Source organism: Lentzea flava, assembly GCF_014648475.1.
In the GTDB taxonomy this organism is placed as follows: Bacteria; Actinomycetota; Actinomycetes; order Mycobacteriales; family Pseudonocardiaceae; genus Lentzea; species Lentzea flava.
Window position 1 is genome coordinate 432,542 of the sequence record NZ_BMRE01000001.1, and the last position, 22,294, is coordinate 454,835.

Here is a 22,294-nt window from a genome sequence, read left to right on the forward strand (position 1 = left end):
GGACTCAGTAGGTCGTGTCGAGGTTGCGGAGCGTCCCCTTCGCATCCACGATGAACCGGCGTTCGAGGGTGAACCGGATATCCGCTCCCGAGTTGCACGACGGATGCCCGAGCCGCTCGAAAACCTTGCGCTGCACGTCGAAGAGAGCCTCGATGTCGAACGCGACGCTGACCGGAATCACCACCTCGACGGGCGTCGCAGCGGGCCCACGACGAAGGTCGAACTCAGCCATGACTGTCCCCTCCCGTGCCTGGTCCGCTTCATTTTCGGCTGCTCGACGGCCTCCAGCTAGGGTCGTTGGACACCTCTGCGAGGATTCCAGCGCGACTGGACTGTCCCTTGTCAATAGGAAATTCTTATCGATCGAAGGGATTGATGAGGACCCGGACGCAGACCAGTTCTCACGGACGAACGCGGATGATCGTCTTGCCCTTGACCCGCTCGGCCGGGTTGAAGGCGGCGACAGCGTCGTCGAGGGACGCGACGGTTCCGATGAGCGTGCGCAGCCGCCCGTCCCGCACCCGCTGGGCGATCTCGGTCAGCTGGGCGCGGTCGGCCTCGACGACGAAGTCGATCGCCAGGCCTTCCGCGGGCCTGGCCTCCACAGGCCCGGCGATGGTCACCAGCGTTCCCCCTGCCCGGACCAGGGTCGCGGACCGCTTCTGGACCTCTCCGCCGAAGATGTCGAACACCAGATCCACTTCGCCGACGTCGTCCAGCGAGTCGTCCTGGAGGTCGACGAACTCGTGCGCACCGAGGTCGAGCGCGGCCTGCCGGTCGGTGGCACGTCCGGTGCCGATGACGTGAGCGCCGGCTTCGCGGGCGAGTTGCGTCACGACCGAGCCGACTCCGCCTGCCGCGCCGTGCACGAGGACGCTCTGTCCTGCCTGGACGCGGCCGTGCACGAACAGCCCCTGCCACGCGGTCAGGCCCGAGATCGGGAGGCTGGCGCCCACCGTGAAGTCGAGGTCGCCCGGCAGCGGCGCGAGGTTGCGCGCCTCGACGGCCACGTACTCCGCCAGGGTGCCGTCGCGGGTCCAGTCCGTGAGGCCGAACACCCGCTGGCCCACGGTCAGGCCCCTCGTGCCGTAGCCGAGAGCGCGTACCACACCGGCCAGCTCGTGCCCGGGAATCGACGGCGTCCGGTCACGGCCGAGACGATCGGTCCAGGTCGGCTCCCACTCCAGCTCGCCAGGAGTGAACCCCGACGCGTGCACCTCGACCAGCACGTCGTTTCCCGCCGGCTCTGGCCTGGGCCGTTCCGCCAGCGTCATCCCGGCCGTTCCGGCGGCCTGATCCGTCACCACGATCGCCTTCATCCGGCGCCTCCCCGCAAGTTCGATCGGTTGACGCTAACCCGCTTGCGGCTCGGATCCTGGGTCCACTTCGGCTCGCGGAACGGGAACCAGTCCGGCGGTCACCGCAGTGCGCGAACCAGCGCCTCCAGTGCGCCCGACCAGGCGCTGGCGGAGGGTGTGGCGAAGCCGACGGCCACGCCGTCACGGTCCGATGTGGACTCGGGGTGCCGGAAGAAGCCGAGTGGCTCCACCGTCAGCTGTTCGCGGGCGGCGCGGCGCACGAGCTCGGCGCCGGTGCGGCCGGGCTGTTCGACGACGATGTGCAGTCCGGCGGACATCCCGGTCACCCGCGCGGCCGGCGCGTTCCGTTCGATCGTCTCGACGAGCTGCTCACGCCGACGGCGGTACTGCGTGCGCATCGCGCGAATGTGCCGGTCGTACGCCCCCGACTCGACGAAGTCGGTCATCGCCAGCTGGTTGACGAACCCGACGGTCTCCTCCGCCCACCCCTTCTCCGCGACGATCGCGCCGACCAGGTGGTCCGGAACGACGAGCCAGCCCAGGCGCAGCCCCGGCGCCAGGGACTTGCTGGCGGTGCCCAGGTAGATCACGTGGTCGTCATCCAGCCCCTGCAACGCGCCGACAGGAGACCGGTCGTAGCGGAACTCCCCGTCGTAGTCGTCCTCGATGATCAGCGCGCCCCGCCGCCGCGCCCAGTCCACGACCGCGGCACGCCGATCGGAATGCAGCGCCACTCCCAAGGGGAACTGGTGTGACGGTGTGAGCAACACAGCCCCCGGAGTCGGCGTCTCGTCCAATGTGGACACGTCCGCACCGCCGGTGTCCACCGGGATCGGGACGGTGTCCAGGCCGGCCTTCAGCAACGTTTCGCGCTGGGTCTGCAGGCCGAACTCCTCGATCGCGACCGTCGTGACCCCCTGCTTCGCCAGCGCCGCGGCCACGAGCCGCAAACCTTCCGCGGCCCCGCTGCACACCACGACGTTGTCGGCCCGCGCACGCAATCCCCTGGCCCGAGCCAGATACCGGGCGATGGCATCGCGAAGTTCGCTGCGGCCGTGCGGATCGGTGTACCCGAAGGCCTCGAACGGCGCCGTGCTCACCGTCCGCTTCACCGACCGGACCCACTCCTCACGTGGAAACGACGACAGGTCCGGCCGCCCTGGCCGCAGGTCGTACACCAGCCGCGGCGGCGCCGCCGGCGGCCGCGGCGGTTCCCGGTCCGCTGCCGGCTCCGCCGAACGTCGCGCCACCTCCGTGCCGGAACCGTGCTGCCCCGTCAGCCAGCCCTCGTTGATCAGCTCCGAGTAGGCGCGCACCACGGTGTTGCGGCCCAGCCCGAGATCGTTCGCCAGCACACGGCTCGACGGCAGCCGCGTCCCCGGCGCCAGCCTCCCCGTGCGGATCGCCTCGCGGAACGCGTCCATGAGCCCCGCCCGCGCGTTGCGCCCGAGCTGGCCTACGTGGAGGTCCAGGCCGGACTTCCGGGTACCGCGAGCCGCTTGGTCGGTCATGCCGGACAACGATACGGACCAGGCAGGCGTCGGCTGAAGGAGCTCTCCCCCACCCGACCATCCACATCGGACGATCGAAGGCCGGCCGCCCGGCTCAGTTCCGCCGGTTGCCCCGGCCGCGCGGCGTCGTGACGGCCGGCGTGCGGAGGTCGTCGAGGAGCTCCATCTGGCCCGTGATGACGCCGGTGAGGATGAGCCTGGCGACGGCGAGCAGCTCGGCGACGTGCGGGCTGGTGAGCGAGTAGAAGACGTTGGAGCCTTCCTTGCGGGTGGTGACCAGACCGGCGCGGCGCAGCACGGCGAGTTGCTGGGAGAGGTTGGCGGCTTCGATGCCGACCTCGGGCAGCATCTCCGCGACGGAGTGTTCGCGCTCGCTGAGCAGTTCGAGCACCCGGATGCGGGCCGGGTGGCCGAGGGTTTTGAAGAACTCCGCCTTGACCTGGTAGAGGGGCCTGCTCATCGGTGCCCCGTCCCTTCGACCGTCGTCATGGTGCTGATCCTCCCTCGTGAATCCCAGCCGGTGCGACTCGGGATGCATTTCCACGGGGTTCAGCAGTTGCTAATCTTACCAAGTTAGCAACCCTGGTCACCTCGCACGGCCTTGGGAGGCCGGACATGACGGAGCCGAGGACGGGGGACGTGATGTGCCGGCGGGTCGTCACCGCGGTACGGGACACCACGTTCAAGGAGCTCGTCGGGACGATGATCGTCCACGAGGTGAGCACGATCCCGGTGGTGGACGCGGCCGGGCGCCCCGTCGGGATGGTGACCGAGGAAGACCTGGCCACCAAGCTGGAGTTCCGCGGCGGGGCCGAGAACCCGCCGGTACTGGGTGGTGCGCAGATGCGGGCGCGGTGGCACAAGTCGTCCGCGACCGTCGCCGCCGAGCTGATGACGGCGGCGGTCACCGTCGCGGAGAACGCCGCTCTGCGCGCCGCGCTGCGGCTCCTCGCTGGGGTGCGGGCGGGCAGGCTCTGCGTGGTCAACAGTTCTGGCACCCTCGTCGGCGTGCTCGGCAGGCACGACGCGTTGCGGTTGTTCCTGCGCGGGGACGAGGCGATCCGGGACGATCTCGAACAGCGGCTGCTGCCCGCCTCGACGCGCGCGCACCGGGTCGCGGTGCGGGTGATCGACGGGGTGGCCACGCTCCAGGGAACGTTGTGCCTGCGCAGCGCGACCCAGCGAGCCGAGTGGATCGCCCGCGGTGTGCCCGGGGTGATCTCGGTGCGCAACGAGCTGAGCTTCGACGTCGACGACCTGATGATCACCGGCTTGTGAGGGTGCCCTTCAGTCGAGGCGGTGCCTGAGCGCCTCGAGTTCGTCGCGCAGGGCGGTGGGGAGCTTCTCGCCGATGGTCGCGAACCACTGTTCGATCAGCGGGAGTTCGGCGCGCCACTCGTCGTGGTCGACGGTGAGCGCCCGCTGGACGTCGAAGTGCGACGACGGGTCGAGGCCGCGCAGGTCGAGCGCCTTGGCTCCGGGAACCCAGCCGATCGGGGTCTGGAACGCGGTCGCGTGACCTTCGACGCGGTCCACGACCCACTTGAGGACGCGGGCGTTCTCGCCGAAGCCGGGCCACAGGAAGCGGCCGTCGTCGCCGCGGCGGAACCAGTTGACGTAGAAGATCTTCGGCAGTTTCGCGGTGTTGGCGTGTTTGCCGATGTCGATCCAGTGCTGGAAGTAGTCGCCTGCGTGGTAGCCGATGAACGGCAGCATCGCCATGGGGTCGCGGCGCACCACACCGACCTCGCCGGTGGCCGCGGCGGTGGTCTCCGAGGAGAGCGTGGCGCCCAGGAACACGCCGTGCTGCCAGTCGAAGGACTCGGTGACCAGCGGGACGGTGGTGGCGCGGCGACCACCGAAGAAGATCGCCGAGATCGGCACGCCCTCGGGGTCGTCCCACTCGGGCGCGGCGGTCGGGCACTGGGCGATCGGGGTGCAGTAGCGGGAGTTCGGGTGCGAGGACAGGTCCCCGGAGGCGGGTGTCCAGTCCTCGCGGCGCCACGAGGTGAGGTGGTCCGGCGGGGTGTCGGAACAGCCCTCCCACCAGACGTCGCCGTCGTCGGTCAGGGCGACGTTGATGAAGATGGAGTTGCCCTCGGCCAGGGTGCGCATGGCGTTGGGGTTGGTCTTCCAGCCGGTGCCGGGTGCGACGCCGAAGAAGCCGTTCTCCGGGTTGACGGCGTAGAGGCGGCCGTCGTCGCCGAAGCGCAGCCACGCGATGTCGTCACCGAGCGTCTCGACCTTCCAGCCGGGGATCGAGGGTTCCAGCATGGCGAGGTTGGTCTTGCCGCACGCCGAGGGGAACGCGGCCGCGATGTAGTGCACCGTGCCGTGGGGTGAGGTGAGTTTGAGGATGAGCATGTGCTCGGCGAGCCAGCCCTCGTCGCGTGCCATCACGCTCGCGATGCGCAGGGAGTAGCACTTCTTGCCGAGCAGGGCGTTGCCGCCGTAGCCGGAGCCGTAGCTCCAGATCATCCGTTCCTCGGGGAACTGACTGATGTACTTGGTCCGGTCGCACGGCCACGGCACGTCGGCCTGCCCAGGCTTGAGCGGGGCTCCGACGGAGTGCAGGCAGCGCACGAAGTCCGCGTCCTCACCGAACAGCGCCAACGCCGCGCTGCCCGCGCGGGTCATGATGTGCATGGAGATCACCACGTACGGCGAGTCGGTGATCTCCACGCCCAGCACGGGATTCTCCGCGGACAGCGGTCCCATGCAGAACGGGATGACGTACATGGTGCGGCCCGCCATGCTGCCGCGGTAGAGCTCGGTCATGATGATCTTCATGTCGAGCGGGTCCATCCAGTTGTTGGTGGGACCGGCATCGGCTTCGTCGGCCGAGCAGAGGTAGGTGCGGTCCTCGACCCGTGCGACGTCGTCGGGGTCCGAGGCGCACCAGAACGAGTTGGGCTTCTTCTCCAGCCGCACGAACGTGCCCGCCTCGACCAGCTTGTCGGTCAGCCTGCGCCGTTCCAGCGGGGAGCCGTCGCACCACACGACCTGGTCGGGGGTGGTCAGCGCCGCGACCTCGGACACCCACTCCAGCAGACCGCGGTGTGCGGTGGGAGCGGTCATCGGGCGGCTCCTCGGTGCAGCGCGTCGGTGGCGAAGTCGGCGATCTGGCGGGTGAGGGTGTCGTCGGGACGCCGGGGCAGTTGCTCGCCCGGTGGCGTGGCGGCGGACAGCGCGACGGCGCAGGCGTGCTGCACGTCCGGGGTCAGCCGCGCGTGCGGGTGCCGGGTGAGCGCCTGCAGCAGGCCCGGCAGTGCCAGCGCCGGGTCGCGGGCAGGGTCCGGCACGATCACGGCGGGTGCGGCGTGGCGAGGCCAGGCGAAGCGGCCGCCTCCGCCGACCAGGTTGATCACCGCGTCGGCGTCGGCGGCGATGCGGCGCAACGGGAACGCCAGCGCGTCGGAGGGGTTCCAGGTGGTGATGTCCCGGATGCCCGCGGTCAGCAGGACGGGGTTGAGCAACGGCATGGTGTTGGCGCCCGCGATGACGACCCTGCCGGTCTCCGGTGCGCGGCCGGCACGTCCTAATGAGGTGAGCAGCGCGGCGGTCAGCGCGATGGCGGTGGTGTCGTGGTCGGTGAGCACCGGGACGTCCGTGATGAGGTCGCGTGCCTTCTGCGCACGTTCGGGGGTGGCGCGGACGAGCAGCACCGCTCCGATACCGGCGGGGAGGTTGTGCAGCCCGTAGTCCGAGGCGATCACGCGGGTCGGCAGCGCTGCCTGCTCCTCGACCAGCGCGGCGTAGCGGCGCAGGACGGCGGTGGTGGCACCGATTCCGCCCACCACGGCGACGACAGGGCGATCCGCGGTCAACGTCCGGGTCCCGAGTTCTCCAGCAGCGCCGGGCTGATCCAGTGGGTGGTGTCGATGCCGTGCTGGGCGGCCACGTCGAGCAGGTCGCGGATCCGGGCGCTGTGCAGGTGGACCTCGTGGTCGTGGCCGGCTTCCCTGGCCTGCTTCAGCATCTCCCCCGCCTCGGCGATCTTGCGTCCCAGCTCTGTTTCGAACTCGCTCATCGTCCTCGACATCTCTCCCTCGATCCGCAGACTCCATGATCTGCGGACTTAAACAACTATGCAACTGTTTGGGTGTGCGAGGCTGCGCACACTTCTGGCAGGTGCCGCTACAGGTCGTTGCCGGCGTAGGACAGGTTGAAGCTCTTGTTGGTCAACGGGAAGTCGGGAACGATCGTGTCGGTCAGCGCGACCGGCAGCGCGGGCCAGTTGAAGAAGCTGGGGTCCACGACCTTCACCCGGCTCAGCCGTCCGTCGCCGGTCAGCTCGACGCGGTGCACGATCGTGCCGCGCCACCCCTCGACGATGCCGACTCCGGAGCCGCCGGCGCCGGTGACGGCCGGACCGGTCGCGGTGATCCGGCCGTCGAGCATGCCGGTGAGGCTGGTGATCATGGCGATCGACGTCGTGAACTCCTCCGCGCGCACGAGGAAGCGGGACAGCACGTCGCCGTCGGTGCGGGTGTGCACGGTGCGGGGGAACTCCGCGGACAGGAACGGGTGGTCGTGCCGGGCGTCGACGTCCAGGCCGCTGGCACGGGCGACGACACCGAGCGTGCCGAGGTCGGCGGCCTGGTCGCGGCGCAGCGGGGCGGTGCCGGTGAACCGGTCGGACACCACGGTGTTGGACAGGGCCAGCTCGACGATCTCGGCCACGTCGGTGCCGATGGCCGCCAGCTCGTGCGGGTCGGGCAGGGCGGTGACGGTGGCGCCGCCGGGGTGGATGGCGCCGCGCAGCAGGCGGTGTCCGGTGACGGTGTCGTTGAGGCGCAGCAGGCGTTCACGGACGCGCTGCGAGTGGGCGTTCAGCACCCCGTAGGCGACGTCGTTGCACAGGGCGCCGATGTCGGTGATGTGGTTGTAGAGACGTTCGAGCTCCAGCAGGATCGCGCGGATGCGTTGCGCGTCCTCGGGTACCGCCCACCGGTGGGCGTCCTCGACGGCGAGGCAGTAGGCGAGGGTATGCCCGACGGTGGTGTCACCGCTCACCCGTTCCGCCAGTTCGATCCCCTCGTCAGGAGTGCGTCCCCTGAAGAGCTTTTCGAGTCCTCTGTGGACGAACCAGAGCCTGGCCTTGAGGTTGAGGATGGTCTCGCCGACCACGGAGAACCGGAAGTGGCCAGGGCCGATCATGCCGGCGTGCACGGGGCCGACCGGGATCTCGTACACGCCGGGGCCTTCGACCGTCCGGAACGGGTACGGGCCGTCGACGCTGCCGAACTCGGGCGGCTCGCCCGCGTCGGTGAGCATGGGATACCAGCCCCGGGGCCAGTGGAAGTGGCGCACCAGCCGCTGCGGCAGGGGGTGACCGGTGGGCACGATGCCGAACAGGTCGTGCATCTCGCGCTCGAACCGTCCGGCGGCGAACGACAACCCGGCCAGGCTCGGCACTTCCGGTGCCTGCGGGTCGAGCAGGACGTGCAGCTCGACCCTGCGGTCCCCAGGGGCGGCGGTGAACAGGTACACCGCGCGCAACCGGTCGCCGTCGTCGTGACCGGCGGCCAGCGCGAGCCGGAAACCTCGCTCCAGCAGGGAACCGGCCTGGCCCGGCAGCTCGGCCGGAGTGAGGGTTCTCGTGATCATCTTGTCACCGCCGGCGGCTGGGTTGCGAGGTCGAGCAGGTCGGGGAGCGGTCCGGCGACGACACCGAGCACGGCGCACGCGAGCAGCCCGCCGGCCAGGGCGACCGGGATCCGCGACGCGGCCGCGGTGTCCGAGGTGGACGGTGGCCCGAGCAGCATCCGGCTGGTGCCGGCGATCAGGGCGGCGGCGATCACCAGCACCAGCAGCAGTGCGGCCGAGGTGAGCCAGCCGAGGCCGGCGCCGAAGCCGGCGCGGACGATGCCGAGCTCGCTCGCGAACAGGCTGAACGGGGGCAGGCCGAGCAGAGCGAGCACACCGAACCCGAAGGTCGTCGCGACCGCGGGGTGGCTGGCGAGCAGGCCGCGCACGCCGTCGATCCGGCTGGTGCCGGTGATCTGCAGGACGCGGCCCGCGCCGAGGAACAGCACGGCCTTGGCCAGCCCGTGTCCGAGGACGTGCAACAGCGCTGCCGTCAGTGCCAGGGGGCTGCCGATCGCGGCGCCGAAGGCGACCAGGCCGAGGTGTTCGATGCTGGAGTAGGCGAGCATCCGTTTGTAGTCGCGCTGCCCGATCAGCAGTGACGCGGCGAGCGCGAGCGAGGCCAGCGCCATCACGGTGAGCAGGGTGCGGGCGAACCCCGTGCCCAGCGCGCCGTCGCTGATCACCTTGACCCGCAGGATCGCGTAGAACGCCACCGACAGCAGCACCCCGGACATCAGCGCCGACACCGGTGCCGGGGCCTGGGAATGCGCGTCCGGCAACCACGCGTGCAGCGGTGCGAGACCGGCCTTCGTGCCGAAACCGAGCACCAGCAGCACGATCGCGATCCTGGTGACACCGGGATCGAGCCCCGGCGCGTGTGCGGCGAGCGCGGCGAGGTCCAGCCCCGCGGTGCCGGGAGCGTGGGCGGCGGCGAAGTTGAGCACGATCGTGCCCAGCAGTGCGAGGGCGATGCCGGCCGAGCAGATCACCACGTACTTCCACGCCGCCTCGACCGAGGCGCGGGTGCGGCGCTGCCCGACCAGGAAGGCGGTGACGATCGTGGTGGCCTCGACCGCCACCCACACCACGCCGAGGTTCGCCGCGAGCACCGCGAGGGCCATGGTGGCCAGGAACAGCTGCACGAGCAGGCTGTGCCGCGCGGCGGTGCGGTCCGTCGCCCTGCCCGCCTCGATCTCGGCGCGGAAGTACGCGGGTGTCGCCGCGGTGGCGACCAGGCCGACCGCGCCGATCACCAGCACCATGAACGCCGACAACGCGTCCGCGCGCAGCAGCCCGGCCACCGCGGTCACCGGACCGGACCGGCCCACCTGCACCGCCAGCGTGATCCCGGCGGCCAGCACGACGGCCGCAGACCCGGCGCTGACCCAGGCGGTGGCGCGGCGCCATCCGAACACCTGGTGGACGAGCGCACCGAGCACGGGCACTCCTACCGGAACGAGCAGAGTCATCAGTCGCGCAACTCCCGCAGTTCGTCGAGGTCGGTGTCGCCGAAGGTCTCCCGCATCCGGGTGGTGAGGACCTGCAGCACCAGCACGGCCAGCAGGACGTCGAGCGACACCCCGAGCTCCACCACGAGGCCGACGCCCGTGGTGGTGAGGAAGCCGACGGCGGTGATTCCGTTGTCCATCAACAGGAAGCCGACCAGCTGGGACAACGCGCGGCGCCGGGTGACCAGCACGAAGAACCCGATCAGCACCACCGTGACGCCGACCGGAATGGCCTGGGTGGCCGCCGACGGCGCCAACGCCACCAACGGCTGGGACACCGCGTACGCCAGCAGCGTCAGCGCCGCGGCGGCCAGCAGCGACGCGGACACGTTCACCAGCGGCCTGGTCTCGCGCCGCGACTCCCCCGCGCCCGCCAACGCCCGGCGCAGCAGGTACGGCAGCACGCCCGCCCGCAACACCAGCACGCCCACCGCCACAGCCCACAGCTCGACGGAGTTCTCCTGTGCCGCCAGCACCGCCACCAGAACCGCGAGCGCGGCGCCCTGCACCGCGAACACCCGGATGATCACCGAGAGCTCACGGCGCCACAACACCAGCACCGCGGTCAGCAGCAAGGCACCGCAAGCCAGGTACAAGAGCTGCACGGTTCTCCTTTCAGGCCAGGAAGAACGAGGCCGCGACGGCGAGCAGCGCGAGCAGGGACGACCCGGCCAGCAACTCGGGCACCCGGAACAGCCGCAGCTTCGCGACGAACACCTCGCCGGCCGCGAGCAACCCGCCCAGCACACCGACCTTCACCACCAGCGCCAGCACACCGATCAGCACCGCCAGTGGCGTGGCCTCGGTGGCGATTCCCCACGGTGCGAACAGGTTCGCCAGCAGCCCGAGGAACACCGACAGCCGCATGGCGGACGCCAGTTCCACCAGCGCCAGATCAGGACCCGCGTACTCCAGCACCATCGCTTCGTGGACCATCGTCAGCTCAAGGTGCGTCGACGGGTTGTCCACCGGGATGCGCCCGGTCTCGGCCACGATCACCACGATCAGGGCGACCGCGGCCAGCAGGCTGACCGGCGAGATCACCCGCGCCGGATCGTGCAGCGTCGACGAGACGATGGCGCCGAGGTTGGTCGATCCGACCCGCACCGACAGCGCGAAGATCGCCACCAGCAGCGTGGGCTCGACCAGCGCGAGAATCGTCATCTCGCGGCTGGCGCCCATCCCGCCGAACGCCGTGCCGGTGTCCAGCCCCGCCAACGCGAGCGCCACCGCGCCCAGCGCCAGCAACGCCACCACCGCGAACAGGTCCGCGACCGGGTCCACCGCGGACTCCGTCGCGACGAACGGCACCACGACCGCGACCACCAGCGTCGTGGCCACCAGCACCAGAGGTGCGAACCGGAACACCTCGCTCGTGCCGCGCGGCGTGATCCGCTCCTTGCGCAGCAGCTTGCGCAGATCACGCCACGGCTGCGCGACGCCCGCGCCGGCGCGTCCCTCCAGCCGGGCCCGCACCTGCCGCATCAGCCCGACCAGCAGCGGCGATCCGGCGACGATCAGCACCGGCTGCACCACCCCGCCGACCACGCCGAGAGCGCTCATCGCGTCACCGCCAGCAGGATCAGCGCGCCGCACACCACGTAGAAGCCGTACCCGAGGTAGCGGTGCACGCTGCCCGACGCCAGGCGCCGCCCTGCGCCGCCCCACGCCGTGATCGCGTTCAGCACCGGTTCGTAGAGACGCCGCTCGATCCGGTCGGGCACCTTCCGCCGATATTCCACGGCCTGCACGAGATAGCGCGACTCCTGGTGGTGCGACACGTCCACGTCCAGCTCCGGCTGCACCACGTCGTCGAACACGCGCTGCAACGGCTCGGCGAACGACGTCGCCGTGTACTCCATGCGCGCCGACATCGGTCCCCCACCGCAGTCCCACAACCGCGCCTCCCGGCGCGCTCGCCGTGCCACGGCGGCCCGGACGACCCCGGCCACCACGACCACGGCGGCGAGGAGCCCGAGGGTCAGCAGCAGCGGGGACAACGCGCCAGTGGCCTGGCTCAGCCGCAACGTCACGTCACCGGACACCGCGGCCCCACCCGCTGCCGCCTGGACCGCGGGCAGGACTCCGGCCGGCCACAGCGCGAGCACCACGCAGACCACCGCGGCGACGCCCATGCCGGCGAGCATGGTGAACGGGCTCTCGTGCGCGTCCGCCGCGGCCCCGCTGCGAGGCTTGGCCAGGAATCCCACCCCGAACGCCTTCACGAACGTGGCCACCGCGAGCCCCGCGGTCAGCGCGACCGCCGCCACCGCGACCGGCATGGCGATCGCCGCGGCCACCCCGCCAGCGGGCAGGCCGTGGATCAACGCCTGCAGCAACAACCACTCCGACACGAACGCCGTTCCCGGCGGTAACGCCGACGCCGCCAGCGCCCCCAGCCCGAACGCGGCCGTGGTCACCGGCATGACCGGCCGCAACCCGCCGAGCGCGTCGAGGTCGCGGCTTCCGGTCGCGTGCAGCACCGAGCCAGCCGCGAGGAACAGCAACGTCTTGAAAGCCGCGTGCCCGACCACGTGCAGCAGCGCGGCGGTCAGCGCCAGTGCGGCCAGCGTGTGCTCACCGGACGAGGCGAACAGACCGGCCGCGCCGATCCCGACGAGCACCAGCCCCATGTTCTCGGTCGTCGACTGCCCGAGCAGCCGCTTCAGGTCCGAGCTCATCGCGGCCTGCAGAATCCCGTACACCGCCGACACCGCGCCCAGCGCGAGCACCAGCAGCCACCACCACGCCGTGCCGCCGCCGAGCAGGTCGACGCCGACCCGCACCACTCCGTACACACCCAGGTTCACCATCGCCGCCGACATCAACGCCGACACGTGACTGGGAGCCTCCGGATGTGCTCGCGGCAGCCAGGCGTGCAACGGCACGATGCCCGCCTTGGACGTGAAACCTGCCAGCGTCGCCACGAACACCACACCCGCCACCGCCGGTGACAACCGCCCGCCCGCCTCGCGCAAAGCAGCGAACGAGTCGTCCGGGGCGTGTGCGACGAACACCATCAGTCCAATGAGGACGGACACGAACCCCAGGTGCGTCATCACCGCGTACCACCGGCCCGCCGAGGCCACCCGCGGGCCGCGCCGGTGCTCGGCGACCACCAGCACCAGCGACGCCAGTGCCATCAGCTCCCAGCACACCAGCAGCGTGCTCACGTTCGCCGCCGCGGGCACCAGCGCCATCGCCACCACGAACAACGGCAGCGCGACCTGCACCCCGCGGGTGCGCAGATCCAGACTGTCCACATAGGACATCGCGTAGATCCCCGCCGCCACCGCGACGCCGCCGGTCACCGCCACGAACAACCCGCCGAGCGGGTCCAGCGTCAGCGCCACCCCCGACAGCGGTAAGACCTCGGGCAGCACAACGGAGAACGAGCCGCCGGCCAGTGCCGCGGCACCCGCGACCACCGCGGCCGCACCCGTCACCGCCGTTCCCACACCGACCACCGCCGACCGCGCCGGAACCACGGCGGCGAGCAGAGCCGTCACCAGTCCGATGGCCACGACCGCGGCCATCCCCGTCGCAGCGAGGTTCATCGGCCGGTCAGCTTTCGCAGTCCCTCGACGATCGCCTCCGGCCGCGGCGGGCAGCCGTGGATCTCCACGTCGACCGGCACGACGTCACGCACGGCACCGGCCACCCCGTACGCGCCGGCGAACACCCCGCAGTTGCGGGCGCAGTCCCCCACCGCCACCACCAGCTTCGGCGCGGGGACCGCGTCGAAAGTGCGCCGCAACGGCTCGGCCATGTTCCGCGTCACGACGCCGGTCACCAGCAACGCGTCGGCGTGCCGCGGCGACGCCACCAGCCGCGCCCCGTACCGCTCACCGTCGTGGACGGGCCCGAACGCCGACCCGATCTCGATCTCGCACCCGTTGCACGATCCGGCGTCGACGTGCCGGATCTGCACCGACCCGCCCAGCAGCGCGGCCCGCTCGGGCCGCTCACCCTCCGGCAGCGGCGGTGGGGGTTCGGCCACTCGCCCGGTCCGGCGAATCTTGCGCCACAGACTCAGCACGCTCTCGCTCCCGCGGTGGAGTCGGTCAGTTCGGAGAAGCAGGTGCGGTCACCCCGCCGTCGGGGGAGGGACACGGGGTGACCGCGGCTCACCCGGTGCGCGGCACCGGCGGGCTCGTCGCGCGGAGGTCCTCGAGCAGCTCGACCTGCCCGGACAGCACTCCCGACAGGATCCGGCGCGCGCTGACCAGCAGCTCGGCCACGTGCGGGCTGGTCAGCGAGTAGCGGACCGCCCCGCCTTCCTTGCGGGTGGCGACCAGGCCGGCCCGGCGCAGCACCGCCAGCTGCTGGGACAGGTTCGCCGGCTCGACGCCCACCTGCGGCACCAGCTCCGCGACCGCGTGCTCACACAGGCTCAGCAGCTCCAGCACGCGGATCCGCGCCGGATGCCCCAGCGTTTTGAAGAACTCCGCCTTGAGCTGGTACAGCGGCTTGCTCACCCGCGCACCCCTTCCCGCCCTGCGTCGTCCCACATCTGGCCGCAGGCTTCAGCACTTGCTAATCTTAGCAAGTCCGAAACAGTACAGGACGACAGGACCACGCCGTGACCGGAGCACCCGACCGGCTGCGAGTTCTCGTGGCAGACGGATCACCGTTCTTCCGCGACACGCTCCGGGAAGTCCTGCGCGACGTGGCCGACATCGATGTCATCGCCGTCGCGGGCTCAGCGGACGACGCGATCCGCCTGGCCGGACAGCACCGGCCCGAGGTCGCCGTCGTGGACGTTCACCTGCCAGGGGACGGCGTGCACGCCATCCGCCGCATCCATCAGAAGTCGCCCGCGGTGAAGCTCGTCGCGTTGTGCGGCCTGATCGACGCGCCGTCCGAGGCCGAGCTGCGCGAGCTCGGTGTCGTCGAGTACGTGATCAAAGGCGTGCCGAACCGCAGAATCCTGGCGGCGATCCGCCGAGCGGCCGGGGAAGGCGCCACCCTGTGACCCGTCGCCGGCCGGGTCGCGCAGCTCGGGTGATCACCCCGCCGTCGGCAGGGGCGGCTCCGGGCGCACCCGCAGCGGCAGGAGGTTGTCCATCGCGGTCGAGTGCAGCACGCGCGCGACCGTCGCGCTGGCCACCACGCTGATCGGCACTCCCCGTTCCAGCCCGAGGGCGCGGATCCGGTCGAGCGCCGTGATGCCGGACGAGCCGAAGAACACGACCTCCGACAGGTCGAGCACGAGCTCTTCCGCGCCGCCGTCCAACGCCTCCGTGCAGCGCCGTTCGAACTCGTCGCAGTTCGACAGGTCCACCTCGGCGCCCATCCTCACCTCGACGACGCCGCGCGCGGGACGGTCCGCGGCGCCGACGTCGAGCAGGTCGAGCAGGGCGGTCAGGTCGTTGTCGCGGACGAGACGCCGCTGCCGGTCCGCGCCGCAGCCCTCGCGGTCCAGCAGCCGCAGGCCCCGCTCGACCAGTGGCAGATCACCGTTGGCCGCGAGAACCGGTTCCAGCCGGCCCACCAGCCCGTCCAGCTGCTGCCGCAGCGGCAGCAACTGTCCGGACAGCACGTCCAGGGCGCTGCCGGCGAGGCCGTCCCTGGCCGATCGCCAGCAGGCCTGGCGCAGCGTCTCCACGGGAACCGGCACCGGCCGCACACCCCGCTGGACGTCCATCACCGACTTGGTCACGAGAGCGCGCACGAGCGCCGCCAGCAGCACCGCGTCGTCCACATTCGCGGCGACGTCCGCAACGCGCACCTCCACCGTCGGCCAGTGCGCCGACGGCCGGACGTCCCAGTAGACCATCGCCTGGTCCAGCGCCGTGCCCGCTTCGAGCAACGTGTCGCACACGTCCTGGTAGTGCTGCCACGACGTGAAGAACGGCGGCGGGCCGGACACCGGCCACCGCGACCACACCATCGAACGCCAGCTCACGAACCCGGTGTCCACCCCTCGCGAGAACGGCGAGTTGGCGGTGATCGCTCCCAGCACGGGCAGCCACGGCCGCACGTGGTTGCAGACCTGCACGGCGGTCTCCCGGTCCGGCACGGCGACGTGCACGTGGCACCCGCAGATCAACTGCCACGCCGCCAGCGCACCGAACTCGCGGGCGATCCGCCGGTACCGCAGACCGTCGGTGATCACACCGGTCGTGTCGCCCAGCGGCGGAGCGCCGACCGCGATCGCCCGGCAGCCGGTCTCGCGTGCCGCCCGCCCGACCGCCCGCCGCAGTTCGAGCAGCTCGCGCCGCACCTGCTCCGCGTCACCGCACACCGACGTCTTGGTCTCGACCTGCGTGGCGGTCAGCTCGTGTTCCAGTTCGAGCCCGAACAGGTCACGGGCGACCGCGACCACCTCGTCCGCGCGGTTCACGGCGACTCCGGTCACCGGGTCCACCAGGAGGAATTCCTCCTCCACGCCGACGGTCGGATCGCACGCCACAGCCGCTGGTGTCCGCTCCACGTCTCACCGCCCTGCTCGCGACGCCGGGGCGCCGCGGATGTGCCGGGGAGCGGTCGGTTCGCCGACAGCACGCGACTGACCGCCACCCGGAGTGGCGCCGGCGCACTGCTTCACCGGTGGATGCACCGGCCGAATACCCGCCTCCACCGGTGGGAAACATGCCGGCAGAGGTCGGGCGCCGACGTTTCCGGCGGTTTCGGTCCGGGTATCCGCCTCTTCCTCAGCTGGAGTGATCAGATGAAGATCGCGATGGTGTCTGCTCACGCGTGTCCTCTGGACGAGGCATCGCACGTCGCCCGGCTCTCGGCCGCCTTGTGCCGGTACGGGCATCACGTGACGGTGTACACGCGGCGGAACGACCCGGACGTGCCGGGGAGACTGCGCACAGAGCGCGGGTACGAGGTGGTGCACGTGCCCGCCGGGCCGGCGACGCCGCTCACGGACGAGGACGCGTTGCCCCACATGGGAGCGTTCATCTCGTTCCTGCTGCAGGAATGGGCCGCTTCCCCGCCGGACGTGGTGCACGGGCACCGGTGGATGTCCGGCATGGCCGGCGTCCTGGGTGGGCGGCGAGTCCGGGTTCCGGTGGTGCAGACGTTCCACTCGCTGGCGGCGGTCGAACGGCGTCACCGGGTGGGCGACACCGGACCGGAGGAGCGCGACAGGATCGAGACGCTCGTCGGCAGGGAGGCCGCGCACGTCGCGGCGGTCAGCCAGGACGAGATGGCCGAGCTGATCAGGGCAGGAGTGGACCGGGCGAAGATCTCCGTCATTCCCACCGGCGTCGACGTCGACACGTTCACCCCTGAAGGCGCACGGACACAGCGCGGCGGGCTGTACCGAGTGGTCACCACCGCGCCGTTGCTGCCGTACCGGGACATCGAGACGGTCATCACGGCACTGTCCAATGTGGACGGTGCAGAGCTGGTGGTCGCCGGGCTTCCGGAGAGCGGACGGCCGAAGGACGATCCCGAGGTCGCGAAACTGCGGGAACACGCTGAGCACCTCGGTGCCGGCGACAGGGTCGTGTTCGTCGGCGCGGTCGCGCACTCGGCGATGCCCGCGCTGCTGCGATCGGCCGACGCCGCCGTCTGCGCACCGTCGTACGAACCTTCCGGTGCGGTCGCGCTGGAGGCGATGGCGTGCGGCGTGCCGGTCGTCGCCACCGCGGCCGGCGCACTCGCCGATGTGGTCGTGAACGGCGTGACGGGCCTGCTCGTGCCGCCGGTGGAGCCGGAGAGCCTGGCACGGGCGCTGCGCTCGCTCCTGCAGGACGACACGCTGCGCAACCAGTTCGCGGTGGCTGGCCGCGACCGCGTCACCGCGCGGTACTCGTGGAGTCGCGTCGCCGCGGACGCCCTGCGCGTCTACACCCGGCTCGCCGCGACCGCGGGGCCGGCGTTTGAAGCTCAATGAAGTGGGCACAGGCTTCGTATGGGAATGCGAGATCGCCACGGGGACCAGTCGCTGCGGCTCCTGCTCGAGGGCTACGCGTGGATGCCGGGCCTCCGGCGCAGCACCGGCAGCGACGTGGTGCGGACACGTGTCATGGGCCGGCCCGCTCTCGGGTTGTGCGGACCGGAAGCCGCGCAGTTCTTCTACGACGAGAAACACGTGCAGCGGCACGGCGCGATCCCGAGCCCTGTGCTGAGCACGCTGTTCGGTCACGGCGCAGTGCACACTTTGGACGGTGACGCCCATCGCCAGCGCAAGAGCCTGTTCCTGGCACTGGTGACGCCGGACTCGATCGCCTCGCTGGTCGCCTGCGTGGCGGCCGCGTGGGAGGACACCGTAGTCGGGTGGCGCGCGGGCAGCGCGGTCGTGCTGTTCGACGAGGCGAGCCGGGCGCTGACCGCGGGCGTGCGCCGCTGGGCCGGCGTACCCGTGCAGACCCACGAGGTGGCGGAGCTGGCCGCCGATCTGGTGGCGATGGTCGACGGGTTCGCCACTGCCGGTCCCCGGCACTGGCGCGCCCGCAAGGCCCGCAAGCGCCGTGAGGCGTGGCTCGGGTCGCTGGTGCAACGCGTGCGTGCCGGTGAGGCCGACGCACCACAGGGATCAGCTCTGGAAGTGGTGGCGCTGCACCGAGACGCGGACGGTGAGCTGCTCGACCCGCACACCGCGGCGGTGGAGCTGCTGAACGTGATCCGGCCGACGGTGGCGGTGTGCTGGTTCGTCGCCTACGCCGGGCATGCGCTGCACCGCTGGCCGCAGCACCGGGAACCGCTGCGGGCCGGAGGTGACTTCGCTGTCGCGTTCGCGCACGAGCTGCGCCGGTTCTACCCGTTCGCGCCGTTCCTCGGTGGGCGCGCCGCGCAGGACCTGACCTGGCAGGGCGAGCACGTGCCGGAGGGTTCCCTTGTCCTGCTGGACCTCTACGGCCAGAACCACGACAGTCGCTTGTGGACGGACCCGTACCGGTTCGACCCGCGGCGGTTCCTCGGCCGGGAGATCGGTGCCTGGGATCTGGTGCCGCAGGGTGCCGGTGATCCGCACACGGGGCACCGCTGCCCGGGTGAACCGTTCACCGTCGCGCTGCTCGCCGAGCTGTGCGCCCGCCTGGCCCGCCTGGACCACGAGGTGCCCGACCAGGACCTCACCATCTCGCTGAGCAGGATTCCGGCACGTCCGCGCAGTGGGTTCGTGCTCATTCCGCAGCCCCGGCGATGAGCTGAGCGGTCATCCCGCCCCTGCGGAACGGGAAGGTGTGGGCGCCGGCGACCACTCGCGACCGTCCGTCCGGTGCCGCGTCCGCGAGCCGGTCGACCCAGGGCTGCGGGGCGAACGCGTCGTGCTCGCCGCGCGCCAGCAACACGGGGCACCCGACCTCGGTGATGATCCGCTCCGGCTCGTCCTGTTGCGCGGACCGGATGAAGCGCGCGATCTCCCCCGGTCCGCCGCGCAGGTAGTCCGGCACGGTCGCAGGCCACAGACCGGCCGGCTCGCGCCGCGAGTTGCGCACGTACGCGCGGAGCAAGCCCTTCGCGGCGCGTTGCTCCGGCGGGAACGTCGGTCCGAGCAACACCAGCGACCGCACCAGTTCCGGACGTGCCGCGGCGACGTGCAGCGCTGCCTGGGCTCCCGTCGAGTGCCCGACCAGGACCACCGGTGCGCCGACGACTTCCTCGACCCACCGGCACACCGCGTCCGCGACGGCACCGACCTCGGCCGGGCAGGTCCGCGCGGCCCGGTGGCCGAAACCCGGCACGTCGAGCAGGTGCGTCCTGGCCCAGGCACCGCAGCCCGCGAGGGTGTCGACCAGATAGCCCAGCGCCCCGAGTCCTGGCACCAGGACGACGTCCGGGTGGTCGGGGTGCTGCCTGCCCGCTCGCAGACTCCGGACCTGCCCGCCCGCGACCTGGTGCCATCGCTCACTCACGTGTCGCAGACGATCCGGCATGACGGCTCCCTTCACCACGACCCCACCAGGAACTACCGCCCTCGCGGCCGGGGAAACGTGACGATGGTCGGTGTTTGGCCCCGCACCGGCGGGCTAATTCCTCTGCACCTGGACGCCTCGAGGGGAGAGATGACGATGAATGCCGCTGTACGGCTGCGGTCGTTGGCACGTGAGCACGTCGGCTTCGCCGCCCTCACGATTCCCCGCCTGCTGCGCCATCCGGTGTGGCGCGACCCGGACCCCCACGAGGGCGCGGGACTCGGGGTGGTGCTGGTGCCCGGTTTCGGCGCGAGCGACTTCAGCCTCACGTTCGCCACCACCTGGTTGCGCGACCGCGGCTACGCGCCGGTGGGCGCGGGTGTGGGGTTCAACGTCGGCTGCACCTCCGACCTGGTCGACCGCGTGGAACGACGGCTGGAGGAGCACGCGGAGGCCACCGGCGGGCCGGTGGTCCTGCTGGGACAGAGCCGCGGCGGCGGGCTCGCCCGGCTGGCCGCCGTTCGCCGCCCGGACCTCGTGTGCGGCCTGGTGATGCTCGGCGCACCGGTGCTCGACCCGATGGGCGCCCACCCGCACGTGCTGCTCGCGGCGAGGGCGCTGGCGGGACTGTCCGCGATCGGCGTGCCCGGCCTGATGGACAACGACTGCCTGTCGGGATCGTGCTTCGAGGACAACGTCGCCGCGGCCACCGCGCCGCTGGAGATGCCCGCGGTGTCGGTGTACTCCAAGTCGGACGGCATCGTGCCGTGGCGGCTGAGCCTCGACCCGTCCGCCGAGTGCGTCGAGGTGCACAGCACCCACACCGGGATGGGGCTCGACCCGGACGTGTACGTCGCTCTCCGCCCGCGCCTGGCGAGCTGGGCCGCCGAAAGGTTCGACCTGCGCGATGCCGGATGACGAGCACCTTCTCCGCACGGCCGAGGAGGTCTTCGGCTGGACCAGCCTGCGCCGGGAGCAGCTGCTCGCCATGCGCCACCTCCTCGACGGCCGCGACGTCGTGGTCGTCATGCCGACCGGCGCCGGGAAGTCGGCCATCTACCAGGTGCCGGCGATCCTGCTCGACGGCCCGACCGTCGTGGTGTCCCCGCTGATCGCCCTGCAACGCGACCAGGTCACCTCGCTGCGCACCACCGGCGCTCCGGCGGCCGCCGCGATCAACTCCGCGCAGTCGTCCGAGGACAACGAGGAAGCCTGGCGGGCGTTCACCGAAGCCAGGACCGAGTACCTCTTCCTCTCCCCCGAGCAGCTCGCGAAGGCGGACCCGCTGCACCGCCTGCACCAGGCAAGACCCTCGTTGTTCGTCGTGGACGAGGCCCACTGCGTGTCCGCCTGGGGGCACGACTTCCGGCCCGACTACCTGCGGCTGCGGCACGTGATCGAGCGGCTCGGCCATCCGCCCGTGCTCGCCCTCACCGCCACCGCGAGCGGGCCGGTCAGGGCCGACATCGCCGAGCACCTCGGCCTGCGCGACGCGGCGGTGATCGTCGCCGGGTTCGACCGGCCCAACCTGCACCTGGCCGTGCGGTTCTGCACCGACGACGAGGAGCGCAGACGGGCGGTCACCGACTGGGTGGCCGACCACGCCGGGCCAGGCCTGGTGTACGTGCCCACCCGCAAGGACGCCGAGCGGTACGCCGCGGACCTCACCGCACGGGGTGTGATCGCGGCGGCCTTCCACGCCGGCATGAAGGCCGCGGACCGAAGACGGGTGCAGGACGGTTTCATGCGGGGTGACGTCGACGTCGTCGCGGCCACGTCCGCGTTCGGCATGGGCATCGACAAACCGGACGTGCGGTTCGTGGCGCACGTCGCGACACCCGGCTCACTGGACGCGTACTACCAGGAGATCGGGCGGGCCGGACGCGACGGCGAACCCGCGCGGGTGATCCTGTTCCACCGCCCGGAAGACCAAGGCCTGCAACGGTTCCTGACCACCAGGACGCTCGACCGCGAGTGCGTGCGTGAGGTCGCCGCCGCCGTGCGCCGCCGTCGGGCGGGCATCGCCATCAGCGATCTGGTGCGGCGGCTGGAGCACTCGCGCAGGAAGGTCACCGCTGTCGTGAACCTGCTGGAGAGCGCGGAGATCGTGCGAACCGGCCACGACCGGGTGCGCTACGCCGAGGGCGCTCCCCCACCGGCGAAGGCCGTCGCAGCCGTGGCCGAGGAGGCCAGGCGGCAGGAGAACCGGGACCGCTCGCGCGTGGAGGTCATGCACCAGTACGCCGAGACACGCGACTGCCGGAGGCGGTTCCTGCTCGGTTACTTCGGGCAGGAGCTCGACCAGCCGTGCGGCCACTGCGACAACTGCGACGAGGGCGTGCCGGACGACGGCTCCGAGATCAGCGAGTTCCCGCTGAACTCCGTCGTGCGGCACGAACAATGGGGCCGGGGCACGGTGGTGCACCACGAGGCCGACCGGTTGATGGTGCTGTTCGACGACCTCGGCTACAAGACGCTCTCCCTTGCCGCCGTCCGCGACACCGGGGTGCTTCGGCGATCCGGTTGAAGAGGCGACCTCCCGGCAACCC

General features: G+C 71.4%; 22 protein-coding genes. 6 read left to right on the forward strand and 16 right to left on the reverse strand.

Going from position 1 to position 22,294, the window contains the following annotated elements:
* Positions 1-4: 4 nt before the first annotated feature.
* From IEZ09_RS02105 to IEZ09_RS02120, 4 genes are all read right to left on the reverse strand, one after another.
* Positions 5-232: a hypothetical protein gene (locus IEZ09_RS02105; RefSeq protein ID WP_189251771.1), complete on the reverse strand. Its 228-nt coding sequence runs from the start codon at positions 230-232 to the stop codon at positions 5-7.
* 169 nt (positions 233-401) lie between these two features.
* On the reverse strand, positions 402-1,319 hold the full coding sequence (locus IEZ09_RS02110) for an NADP-dependent oxidoreductase (protein WP_189251772.1): 918 nt from the start codon (positions 1,317-1,319) through the stop codon (positions 402-404).
* 98 nt (positions 1,320-1,417) lie between these two features.
* The gene (gene pdxR, locus IEZ09_RS02115) at positions 1,418-2,830 is read right to left on the reverse strand and encodes a MocR-like pyridoxine biosynthesis transcription factor PdxR (protein ID WP_189251773.1); all 1,413 of its coding nucleotides are present in this window, start codon (positions 2,828-2,830) and stop codon (positions 1,418-1,420) included.
* Positions 2,831-2,924: 94 nt separating this feature from the next.
* Positions 2,925-3,290, reverse strand: a complete 366-nt coding sequence (locus IEZ09_RS02120) for an ArsR/SmtB family transcription factor (RefSeq protein ID WP_189251774.1) — start codon at positions 3,288-3,290, stop codon at positions 2,925-2,927.
* A gap of 155 nt (positions 3,291-3,445) precedes the next feature.
* Here IEZ09_RS02120 and IEZ09_RS02125 point away from each other — a divergent pair, with 155 nt between their 5' ends.
* On the forward strand, positions 3,446-4,108 hold the full coding sequence (locus IEZ09_RS02125) for a CBS domain-containing protein (RefSeq protein ID WP_189251775.1): 663 nt from the start codon (positions 3,446-3,448) through the stop codon (positions 4,106-4,108).
* Between the two features lie 9 nt (positions 4,109-4,117).
* Here the strand turns inward: IEZ09_RS02125 and IEZ09_RS02130 are convergent, their stop codons facing one another.
* From IEZ09_RS02130 to IEZ09_RS02175, 10 genes are all read right to left on the reverse strand, one after another.
* Positions 4,118-5,908 (reverse strand): phosphoenolpyruvate carboxykinase (GTP), encoded by a 1,791-nt coding sequence (locus IEZ09_RS02130; protein WP_189251776.1) that lies wholly within the window; start codon positions 5,906-5,908, stop codon positions 4,118-4,120.
* A complete protein-coding gene (locus IEZ09_RS02135; protein ID WP_189251777.1) occupies positions 5,905-6,657 on the reverse strand; it encodes a hypothetical protein in 753 nt (250 codons plus the stop codon). The genes IEZ09_RS02130 and IEZ09_RS02135 overlap by 4 nt, the downstream gene beginning before the upstream one ends.
* Positions 6,654-6,860: a hypothetical protein gene (locus IEZ09_RS02140; RefSeq protein ID WP_189251778.1), complete on the reverse strand. Its 207-nt coding sequence runs from the start codon at positions 6,858-6,860 to the stop codon at positions 6,654-6,656. The genes IEZ09_RS02135 and IEZ09_RS02140 overlap by 4 nt, the downstream gene beginning before the upstream one ends.
* Before the next feature lie 107 nt (positions 6,861-6,967).
* Entirely contained in the window at positions 6,968-8,440 is a 1,473-nt protein-coding gene (locus IEZ09_RS02145) for a hydrogenase large subunit (RefSeq protein WP_189251779.1), read from the reverse strand.
* Positions 8,437-9,891, reverse strand: coding sequence for a proton-conducting transporter transmembrane domain-containing protein (locus IEZ09_RS02150; protein ID WP_189251780.1), 1,455 nt, complete (start codon positions 9,889-9,891; stop codon positions 8,437-8,439). Before IEZ09_RS02150 ends, IEZ09_RS02145 begins: the two co-directional genes overlap by 4 nt.
* A complete protein-coding gene (locus IEZ09_RS02155; RefSeq protein WP_189251781.1) occupies positions 9,891-10,535 on the reverse strand; it encodes a hypothetical protein in 645 nt (214 codons plus the stop codon). Before IEZ09_RS02155 ends, IEZ09_RS02150 begins: the two co-directional genes overlap by 1 nt.
* 10 nt (positions 10,536-10,545) lie before the next feature.
* Complete coding sequence (locus IEZ09_RS02160) at positions 10,546-11,493, reverse strand: respiratory chain complex I subunit 1 family protein (protein WP_189251782.1); 948 nt, start codon at positions 11,491-11,493, stop codon at positions 10,546-10,548.
* A complete protein-coding gene (locus tag IEZ09_RS02165; protein WP_189251783.1) occupies positions 11,490-13,487 on the reverse strand; it encodes a proton-conducting transporter transmembrane domain-containing protein in 1,998 nt (665 codons plus the stop codon). Before IEZ09_RS02165 ends, IEZ09_RS02160 begins: the two co-directional genes overlap by 4 nt.
* A complete protein-coding gene (locus tag IEZ09_RS02170) occupies positions 13,484-13,969 on the reverse strand; it encodes an NADH-quinone oxidoreductase subunit B family protein (RefSeq protein WP_229812176.1) in 486 nt (161 codons plus the stop codon). Before IEZ09_RS02170 ends, IEZ09_RS02165 begins: the two co-directional genes overlap by 4 nt.
* A gap of 88 nt (positions 13,970-14,057) precedes the next feature.
* On the reverse strand, positions 14,058-14,408 hold the full coding sequence (locus IEZ09_RS02175; RefSeq protein ID WP_189251784.1) for an ArsR/SmtB family transcription factor: 351 nt from the start codon (positions 14,406-14,408) through the stop codon (positions 14,058-14,060).
* 104 nt (positions 14,409-14,512) lie between these two features.
* On the opposite strand from IEZ09_RS02175, the gene IEZ09_RS02180 reads away from it, so the two are divergent.
* On the forward strand, positions 14,513-14,905 hold the full coding sequence (locus IEZ09_RS02180) for a response regulator (protein ID WP_229812177.1): 393 nt from the start codon (positions 14,513-14,515) through the stop codon (positions 14,903-14,905).
* 33 nt (positions 14,906-14,938) lie between these two features.
* Here IEZ09_RS02180 and IEZ09_RS02185 read toward each other — a convergent pair whose 3' ends face one another.
* The gene (locus IEZ09_RS02185) at positions 14,939-16,366 is read right to left on the reverse strand and encodes a glutamate--cysteine ligase (protein WP_189251785.1); all 1,428 of its coding nucleotides are present in this window, start codon (positions 16,364-16,366) and stop codon (positions 14,939-14,941) included.
* Positions 16,367-16,603: 237 nt separating this feature from the next.
* On the opposite strand from IEZ09_RS02185, the gene IEZ09_RS02190 reads away from it, so the two are divergent.
* The gene (locus tag IEZ09_RS02190) at positions 16,604-17,782 is read left to right on the forward strand and encodes a glycosyltransferase (protein WP_189251786.1); all 1,179 of its coding nucleotides are present in this window, start codon (positions 16,604-16,606) and stop codon (positions 17,780-17,782) included.
* A 24-nt stretch (positions 17,783-17,806) separates the two neighbouring features.
* Positions 17,807-19,036 (forward strand): cytochrome P450, encoded by a 1,230-nt coding sequence (locus IEZ09_RS02195; protein WP_189251787.1) that lies wholly within the window; start codon positions 17,807-17,809, stop codon positions 19,034-19,036.
* On the opposite strand, the gene IEZ09_RS02200 is transcribed toward IEZ09_RS02195, so the two are convergent.
* A complete protein-coding gene (locus IEZ09_RS02200) occupies positions 19,014-19,745 on the reverse strand; it encodes an alpha/beta fold hydrolase (RefSeq protein WP_189251788.1) in 732 nt (243 codons plus the stop codon). The genes IEZ09_RS02195 and IEZ09_RS02200 overlap by 23 nt on opposite strands.
* Before the next feature lie 156 nt (positions 19,746-19,901).
* Here IEZ09_RS02200 and IEZ09_RS02205 point away from each other — a divergent pair, with 156 nt between their 5' ends.
* Both IEZ09_RS02205 and IEZ09_RS02210 read left to right on the forward strand, forming a co-directional pair.
* A complete protein-coding gene (locus tag IEZ09_RS02205; protein WP_229812179.1) occupies positions 19,902-20,663 on the forward strand; it encodes an alpha/beta fold hydrolase in 762 nt (253 codons plus the stop codon).
* Complete coding sequence (locus IEZ09_RS02210; protein ID WP_189251789.1) at positions 20,653-22,272, forward strand: RecQ family ATP-dependent DNA helicase; 1,620 nt, start codon at positions 20,653-20,655, stop codon at positions 22,270-22,272. Before IEZ09_RS02205 ends, IEZ09_RS02210 begins: the two co-directional genes overlap by 11 nt.
* Positions 22,273-22,294 lie beyond the last annotated feature (22 nt).